At 62.4% G+C, this 6,000-nt stretch carries 7 protein-coding genes; 3 read left to right on the forward strand and 4 right to left on the reverse strand.

All coding sequences use genetic code 11. The annotated features are described in order from the left end of the window. Positions 1–5 precede the first annotated feature (5 nt). The 4 genes from rpsM to PSET11_RS11600 all read right to left on the reverse strand — a co-directional run bounded on the left by rpsM (position 6) and on the right by PSET11_RS11600 (position 2,210). Entirely contained in the window at positions 6–380 is a 375-nt protein-coding gene (gene rpsM, locus PSET11_RS11585; RefSeq protein ID WP_124092458.1) for a 30S ribosomal protein S13, read from the reverse strand. 175 nt (positions 381–555) lie between these two features. Beyond that, positions 556–669: a 50S ribosomal protein L36 gene (gene rpmJ, locus PSET11_RS11590; RefSeq protein WP_009358722.1), complete on the reverse strand. Its 114-nt coding sequence runs from the start codon at positions 667–669 to the stop codon at positions 556–558. A 69-nt stretch (positions 670–738) separates the two neighbouring features. Beyond that, the gene (gene infA, locus PSET11_RS11595; RefSeq protein WP_009358723.1) at positions 739–960 is read right to left on the reverse strand and encodes a translation initiation factor IF-1; all 222 of its coding nucleotides are present in this window, start codon (positions 958–960) and stop codon (positions 739–741) included. A gap of 176 nt (positions 961–1,136) precedes the next feature. After that, positions 1,137–2,210 (reverse strand): P1 family peptidase, encoded by a 1,074-nt coding sequence (locus PSET11_RS11600; RefSeq protein ID WP_124092460.1) that lies wholly within the window; start codon positions 2,208–2,210, stop codon positions 1,137–1,139. Between the two features lie 298 nt (positions 2,211–2,508). Here PSET11_RS11600 and PSET11_RS11605 point away from each other — a divergent pair, with 298 nt between their 5' ends. From PSET11_RS11605 to PSET11_RS11615, 3 genes are all read left to right on the forward strand, one after another. After that, positions 2,509–3,471: a carbohydrate ABC transporter permease gene (locus PSET11_RS11605; protein ID WP_203415964.1), complete on the forward strand. Its 963-nt coding sequence runs from the start codon at positions 2,509–2,511 to the stop codon at positions 3,469–3,471. Beyond that, a complete protein-coding gene (locus PSET11_RS11610; RefSeq protein WP_124092462.1) occupies positions 3,468–4,394 on the forward strand; it encodes a carbohydrate ABC transporter permease in 927 nt (308 codons plus the stop codon). Before PSET11_RS11605 ends, PSET11_RS11610 begins: the two co-directional genes overlap by 4 nt. 141 nt (positions 4,395–4,535) lie before the next feature. Next, positions 4,536–5,879: an ABC transporter substrate-binding protein gene (locus PSET11_RS11615; protein ID WP_124092468.1), complete on the forward strand. Its 1,344-nt coding sequence runs from the start codon at positions 4,536–4,538 to the stop codon at positions 5,877–5,879. Positions 5,880–6,000: the final 121 nt, after the last annotated feature.

Consider the following 6,000-nt stretch of genomic DNA (forward strand, 5'->3'; position numbering starts at 1 on the left):
GCGGTTTAGCGAGCCTTCTTCTTGCCTGCGACGGTGCGCTTCGGGCCCTTACGGGTACGGGCGTTGGTCTTGGTACGCTGCCCACGTACGGGCAGGCCCTTACGGTGGCGAATACCTTCGTAGCTGCCGATTTCAACCTTGCGGCGGATATCAGCTGCTACTTCGCGGCGAAGGTCACCCTCAACCTTGTAGTTGCCTTCGATGTAGTCACGCAGCTCAACCAGCTGGGCATCGGTGAGGTCCTTGACTCGGACGTCTGCACTGATGCCGGTGGCAGCCAGGGTGTCGTGTGCACGGGTCTTGCCCACGCCGTAGATGTAAGTAAGCGCAATTTCCAACCGCTTTTCGCGGGGAATGTCTACGCCAGCGAGACGAGCCATAGTGGCGGTACTCCTTGCTAAACCGGAGGTCGTAGGCAGTACACCCGCACTTTCAGTGCGGCCCCAGCCTCCGACCGGGGGTTAGCTGTCCGGGCTCTTACGTCCCAATTCAGCTTGTGCTGCCTTTTATCTTTACTTGCGTGGGTTAGCAACCCAGGGTTTTCCCGAAGGGAAATTAGCCCTGGCGCTGCTTGTGGCGCGGGTTCTCGCAGATCACCATGACCCGGCCATTACGGCGGATCACTTTGCACTTTTCGCAGATCTGCTTGACGCTCGGCTTGACCTTCATGGCATTCCTTTGCGTGTAACAGTTGGTCAACTGGAGCGGTCCCGGCTGCTGCCGAGTCCGCCCAGCAATTTACTTGTAGCGGTAGACGATGCGACCACGGGTGAGGTCGTAGGGGCTTAGTTCCACCACTACGCGGTCCTCAGGGAGGATTCGGATGTAGTGCTGACGCATCTTCCCAGAGATGTGTGCCAGAACGATGTGCTTGTTGGTGAGCTCAACGCGAAACATCGCGTTAGGCAGCGCCTCAGTCACAACGCCTTCGATCTCAATGACCCCGTCCTTCTTGGCCATACCCTCCGCTAACTGTTGTTGTCGCAGCCCTGCCGGATTGCACCGGGAAAGACCACGAACGTTTTTGTTGGATCGATCATCCACTTCGGGCCCCCAAAAGGGCGCGGCAGTCCAGACAACCAACAAGCAACACTACCCTGTCCGGGGGCAAAAGTTAAATCGGCAATACTAACCTACTAGACGCCGAATGCACCATAATCTCCTGCGGGCGTGCTGACTGCCTCCGCATTGGACACGCCGTCCAGGATTGCCGCACGCACGACGTCGGCTGCCGCCCGCTGCAGGGCCACCAGACTCAGTTGCCGGGCCGGCGCAGTGCTTCGATCCAAGGCTACGGTGCCGGTTGCCAAGCAAAAAATGGTGTCTCCGTCGGCAAGGGTATGGCTGGGATCCAGGGCTCGAGCCAACCCAGCCTGAGACGCAGAAGCTGTCCGTTTACACTCGGCCCCATCCAAATCAGCGTTGGTGGCAACAACAACAAGCGTGGTGTTCAGCGGCAAAGCAGCAGGACCGTCCAAGGAAGCGGGACCTGTGCGCGCTTCCAAGGGAGCGGGGTCGGTGGGGGCCCGGAAGCGCGCGTCTAAGGGAGGAACGACCGAGCGCGCGGAGGGCGTCCACAGCCCCCGCGGGTCCCGCGGCCCAGGCCCAGGCCCAGGCCCACGCGACGCAGTCGGAGCAACGAAAGGCAGCCCTAGCGCGTTGACCACGGCGAGAGCCCCCACCACCACCCCGTTCTCAAGGGTGATGGAAGCGGTTCCTACGCCGCCTTTGTACGTGCCGCCGCCGATGAGTGCGCCGGTGCCGGCACCTACGTTGCCGCGGCCGACGTCGTGCCCGTCCTTTTCGGCGTCTGCGGCGACGGCTGCCGCGTAACCCATGTCGGGGCCGGGTCGGGCGGCAAAGTCGCCACCGCGGCCAAGGTCGAAGATCGCAGCAGCTGGCACGATCGGCACCACCCCGCCGGGGACTGCAAAGCCGCGGCCTGCCTGCTCGCACCATTGCTGGACGCCAGCTGCGGCGGCCAGACCGTAGGCGCTGCCGCCGGTGAGGACGACGGCGTCGACGGTGGGGACCAGGGTGGTGGGATCCAGGGCGTCGCTCTCGTGGGTGGCCGGCCCGCCGCCTTGAACATCAACTGCGCCAAATGTGCCCGGTGGAGGCAACACCACACTCACCCCGGTGAGCCAGCCGGCACCTGTTTGTTGGACGTGGCCCACCCGGATGCCTTGGACGTCAGTGATAGCTCCCATCCCACCAGTGTCCTCCCCCTCCCAACTAGGTCGCAGTTGTTGTCGTTTTGAGCCCCCAAAACGACAACAACTGCAAGTCAGTTGGGTCCGGAGGTCGCGGAAGGTGAGCACCCCCGGCGGCGGAAGCGAACTTTGCGCCACCCGGAATTCAACGCTCCGTGAACGGCTGCCAAAGGGTTGACCAACAAATTTCCACCAACCACTTTTTCCCGGTTTTTGGCCATTTCGATGTGGTGGAGTGAGAGCCAGCTACCTTCTCCCCCCCTCGCCTTGACCAGGCCTTCTCCGTAAGAGACCCATGACCACTCAGCTCCAGGGGACCCTGCCGGCCGCGATTTCCGAGCCGCCGCCAGCCCCCGCCAAGAGGCCTGTCCAGCGTCGCTGGTCCGCCCGGAACCGCCGCGACTTCGTGGTATTCCTCGTGCTGGCCCTGCCCAACCTCGCCTTGATCGCAACGTTCACGTACCTGCCGTTGCTGAACAATATTTACTACTCCACGCTGAACTGGACGCTGGGCTCTGCCTCGGCCGCCGTCGTCGGACTGGAAAACTACATCACCTTTTTCTCCAGTTCGGATGCACCCAAGGTCTTGGGCACCACCGGAATCTTCACCCTCTTCACCGTGGGCGGTTCCATGGTTCTGGGCCTGTTGGTGGCCCTGGCGCTCAACAGCAAAGTCCGTGGCACCACGTTCGCCAGGGCCGCCGTCTTCGCCCCCTACGTGTTGTCCGGCGTGGGCGTTGGACTCGTGTGGCTGTTCATCTTTGATCCCGGCTACGGCGTCCTGGCGTGGATCCTGCGCGGGATTGGCCAGCAGAGCCCGCAGTGGATCAACGATCCCGAGTTGTCCCTGGTGATGGTGATCATTGTGTACGTGTGGAAGAACCTCGGCTATTGCGCGGTGGTCTTCCTTGCCGGTTTGCAGTCGCTGCCCAAAGACGTCATGGAGGCCGCAGCCCTGGACGGCGCCACCAGCTTCCGGCGTTTCATCAGCATCTCGGTGCCGCTGCTCTCCCCCACCACGTTCTTCCTGCTGATCACCACCATGCTCAGCTCCCTGCAGGCCTTCGACCTCATCCGGATCATGACACCACTGGGCTCAGGCACCAGCACCTTGATCTACGAGGCATACCTGCAAGCGTTCGGCGCCTACAACCGAGCCGGATACTCGGCTGCCATCTCTGTGGTGTTGTTCGTCATTCTCCTGGTGATCACGGTGTTGCAGTTGCGGTTCGTTGAGCGAAAGGTCCACTACTCATGAGCGCACCACTCGCCACCCGTACCGCCGCTGCTTCCGCTGATTCCGGTGACGCGCACGACGACGGCCCGGCGCCCCAGGCGCGCGCCTTCAGCTGGGCAAACCTCACCCAGACGCTGGTCACCGGCTACCTGCCTCTCGCCGTTGCCGTGCTGGTTGTCTTCTTGCCGCTGCTCTGGATGGTGTTGAGCTCGTTCAAACAGCCCGGCGAAATCGTCACCCTTGACCTGCAGATCCTGCCCAAAGCGCTTGACCCCGAGAATTACAGGATTGCCACCACCACGGTGCCGTTCGGTCAGTTCTTCTTCAACAGCACCGTGGTGACAGTGGTGGGGTCCACCATCAAGGTGGTGCTGGCCATCCTGACGGCCTACGCGCTGGTGTTTGTCCGTTTTCCAGGCAAGAAGCTGATCTTCGTGCTGATCCTGGTGGCCCTGATGGTGCCCGCCCAAGTCTCCATCCTGCCCAACTACATTCTCATCGCTGGCATGGGCGGCAAGAACACCTTGTGGGGCATCATCCTGCCCGGCCTCGGCACCGCTTTCGGAACCTTCCTACTGCGCCAACACTTCCTCACCCTGCCCGCTTCCATCCTCGAAGCTGCCGAAATCGACGGTGCTGGACACTGGCGACGCCTCTGGCAGGTGGTGGTTCCTGTTTCCCTGCCGTCGATCGCAACGGTGGCCCTGGTGACAGTGGTCAGCGAATGGAACGACTACATCTGGCCGCTGATCATCACGGACAAGCCCGAAAGCATGACGCTCCCGGTGGGCTTGACGTTGCTGCAGAACTCGGAAAGCAATGGCGCTGGCTGGGGCATCATGATGGCCGGTGCCGTCTTGGTGATCCTGCCCATCCTCGTGGTGTTCGCCATGCTGCAGCGCTACATCGTGGCCGGCCTGACCCAAGGCAGTGTCACGGGCTGATTCCCCGGCCACCCGCCGTCGTCCGTTCCTCCCCGTCCGGACCCCCACTGAACTTTTCCGCACCGCATCCAGCCGGGCTCCCGGGCTGCGCCGCAGCCTGCCCCGGCAACAACGAAAGGCACCACCATGGCACCGAAATTCCTGTCACCGGCGTTGGACCGGCGGCTCTTCCTTTCCCTCGCGGGCGTGGGCGCCGGCGCAGCGGCACTGACCGCTTGCGGCGGCCCGTCCACCTCGGCCGGCGCAGCGCCGACCGAAACCGCCATCAACTTCGACGGCGTCAAGCCCGCCGCTTCCATCGATTTCTGGTCCAACCACCCGGGTAAGTCCCAGGACGTGGAGAAGGACATGATCGCCCGGTTCGAGGCCAAGAACCCTGACATCAAGGTCAACCTGATCACCGCTGGTGCCAACTACGAAGAGATTGCGCAGAAGTTCCAGACGGCCCAGGCTGCCAAGTCCGGCCTGCCCGCGCTGGTGGTTCTCTCCGACGTCTGGTGGTTCCGCTACTACCTCAACGGCAACATCATCCCGCTCGATTCACTGCTCACCCAGCTGGACGTCAAGCTGGACGACTTCCGCACCTCGCTGGTGGATGACTACAAGTACGACGGTAAGCAGTGGGCCCTTCCCTATGGCCGCTCCACGCCGATGTTCTACTACAACAAGGATCACTTTGCGGCTGCGGGTCTGCCGGACCGCGCCCCAGCAACCTGGCAGGAATACGCCGAATGGGCGCCCAAGCTGAAGGCAAGCAGCGGCGCACAGTACGCCTTCATGCACCCTGCCCTGGCTGGTTACGCGGGTTGGACCCTGCAGAACAACCTGTGGGGCGAAGGCGGTGCCTGGTCCAAGGACTGGGACATCACCTGCGATTCGACCGAATCGGTAGCGGCGCTTCAGGCTGCCCAGGACTCCGTGTACAAGGACAGCTGGGCTGGCGTTTCCTCCAAGGAATCTGCGGACGACTTCGCCGCCGGACTGGCCTCGGCTACTGTCTCGTCCACGGGTTCGCTGATCGGCATCCTGAAATCGTCAAACTTCAACGTGGGCGTCGGATTCCTGCCCGGTGGTTCAAAGGCCAAGACGGAGGTCTGCCCCACCGGTGGTGCCGGCTTGGGCATCCCCAGCGGAGTGAGCCCCGAGCAGCAATTGGCCGCGGCCATGTTCCTGCAGTTCGTGACCGAGCCGGAGAACACTGCTGCGTTCTCTGCGGCAACCGGCTACATGCCTACCCGGAAGTCGGCGGACATGACAGCGGTCCTCGCCAAGACCCCGCAGATCAAGACGGCAATGGATCAGCTGGCCGTAACCCGAGTGCAGGACAACGCCCGCGCTTTCCTGCCCGGCGCGGACCAGGAGATGGCGAAGGCCGCAGCGAAGATCCTCACCCAGCAGGCGGACGTGAAGACCACCATGACGGAACTGAAGGCCACGCTGGAGGGGCTGTACACCAAGGATGTAAAGCCCAAGTTGAAGGCGTAACTCCCAACTGAGTAGCGCGAAGTGCAGTTTTGAGGGTTCAAAACTGCAGTTACGCTCGATGTCAAGCTGTGTGGAGTCATGCGGCTTTGTTTTTTGGTTTCTCGTTTGGCAGGTTGATCCC

Origin of the sequence: Arthrobacter ulcerisalmonis, assembly GCF_900609065.1 — a bacterium.
Classification (GTDB): domain Bacteria; phylum Actinomycetota; class Actinomycetes; order Actinomycetales; family Micrococcaceae; genus Arthrobacter; species Arthrobacter ulcerisalmonis.